This is a genomic window from Candidatus Jordarchaeum sp., from assembly GCF_052745115.1.
Genome location: NZ_JBRAKS010000479.1, coordinates 1 through 2,354, shown reverse-complemented (window position 1 = coordinate 2,354; position 2,354 = coordinate 1). Strand labels below are relative to the sequence as shown.

Here is a 2,354-nt window from a genome sequence, read left to right as displayed (position 1 = left end):
ATTAAATATATGATATTTTCTCTCAACTTGATTAATCTGTAAAAAATAGAATAGAGAAGTCTATAGCTACTTTTAATAAAACCTTTTTCCTGCAAATATTTTATATACTTGTTAAATAAATTTTTCATGTATTTTTTCACACTGTATTTTTATTTTGACTCGTAAATAAGATTTTTGCGTGTGACTTTCTGATAATTTTCTAAATACTTTGAATTATCGAAGTTGTTCTTAGTTTAATGTTATTGCTAGCATACCGAGAAATCTCAACAGTCCTTAAGGTATCCACCTCACGAGCTTATATGATATTTTATATACGTTAGTTAATTTTTGAGAATCCTTGAAAAATCCTTTACCTATTTATTATAATACCGCAATCAAAAAAACAATCATATTAGTATTAATTACACTCATAAGGGAGAACCAAAGCCTTTTGCAGAGAGAGGAAAAACTCTTTACCCTTCCGAAATACAGAGTGAGGCATTGTAATAGATATTTTTGTTGTAAGTCTGTTTATCAATTTATGGTGCTTATTCATGGTAATCTTAGTCTTTTTGTTACTGTATCACTTTTTTGACAACAAATAGATACTCTTCGAAGTTTAATTTTTTCGCTCTCTATTTTTTTAGGAATATTTCTTCAGAAGCATAAGAAGAAAGAAAAATTAGGACTATATGCAAAACAAAAATTATTTTTTTAGACATATTCGTCCATTATGGAAAGCTTATTTAAATGAAATCTACTTATTTTAGAGATTAGCATAATGAAAATGGTGTTACTAGATTGTCCGATGAAAAAACTAGGATGTTTTCAGGAACTTTGTATAATTATATTACCTTACTACTTATAGTTGGTCTTACTGCTATTAATACTATTATTATCGCAAATGCTATTGGTGCTCAACTTTATGGAAGTTTTAGTGCGGGTAAAATTTTGCTTGATTTACTTACGGCTCTTTGTTCTATTGGTATGGGGGCTTCTTTGGTACGATTTCTTCCCGATTTTCTTATCAAGAAAAAATTTAATTCTGTGAATACAACAATTAGTACTGCAAGTATCGTAATTCTTTCGGTTACTGCGATTTTTACGATCGTTTTCTTTTTTTTATCACCAATCATAGCGACTAATATTTTTCATAACTATTGGTTAACACCCATTCTACAACTTATAATTGCAATATTTCCTTTTGTTGGTATCACTGTTCTTTTTCATTGGATATTGAATGGTTTTCAGAGATTTGATTTAGCCATGATGGTAAGAGTAGTATTTATTTCTGTTTATCTTCTTTTTGTTATTATTTTTCTTGGACTTGGTTTTAGTATTGAAGGTGTGATATATGCATTCGCTCTTGGATATGCTTTGTCAGGATTGTTGGGATTTTTCTTTTTTTTAAGAGAGAAAAGAAGACTAGTTAAATCAGACAAGAATTTTAAGATTTTCGATTTAGGCCTTTTTAAGGAGATGTTTAATTTTGGTAAGTGGGCGTATGGTATATCTTTTATCGATATTGGATTCCAGCGTTTCAATGAGCTACTTATAGGTATCTTCTTTATAGAAGCTATTTTGGGTGTCTACCGAATCAGTCACACATTTGCGTCAATTCTGGGTTATGTGGGATTGGCTCTTGCTACTACTTTGAATCCCTATCTTTCAGAGTTAACAGCCATTGAACAAGAGGAAAAAGTAGTAAATATGATGAAGAGATCAACAGCATATTCATTAATTTTGTCTTTGGTATTATCTGCCCCTGTGATTGTGTTCGCATATCAGATTTTAGAATTGTTCTTTAACCAGAGTTTTCTTTCTGGTGCAGATCCTTTAAAAATTCTTATTATCGGTTTTGTTATTGCTAATGTTTCAAGACCGGTCGGATCGTACTTTTTTGCTAAGAAAAAATTATGGGTGAATTTCCTGATTCTCTTTTTCTCTTTGCTCACAGGGGTGGTGTTGAGCATGGTATTAATTCCATTTTTCAGTATGAATGGATTAAACCAGTATGGCGGTATGATGGGAGCAGCGATCGGCTTTGTTTCCGGTTGGGTTGTTAATGTTATTTTGTTCGCATACTTCACAAGAAGATACTTTAAAGTCAATATTTTAGAAAAAAGTGAAACTATCTGGGCAATTATATTCGTATTAGGAATTTCGGTTCTTGCCCTACTCAGCATAATTAATTTTGAATCATCCCTTTTGGGCTTGGTTATCTTTGAAATAGCTTTAGCAGTTAAATATAAGAACGAATTGCTAAACCTCGCCAAAACCGCTGAAGCCTATCTGTTACCTTCAGCAAAAAAAACATGACTTTTCAGTATTTGAAAATGAAATAGGTTATTAAAACTGGTTTTGGCTGGTGAGCA

The 2,354-nt window shown here is 31.3% G+C and carries 1 protein-coding gene; it reads left to right on the top strand.

Annotation, left to right across the window (positions count from 1 at the left end):
• The first annotated feature begins 780 nt into the window (after positions 1-780).
• A complete protein-coding gene (locus tag ACUVXA_RS19815; RefSeq protein ID WP_445873018.1) occupies positions 781-2,298 on the top strand; it encodes an oligosaccharide flippase family protein in 1,518 nt (505 codons plus the stop codon).
• Positions 2,299-2,354: the final 56 nt, after the last annotated feature.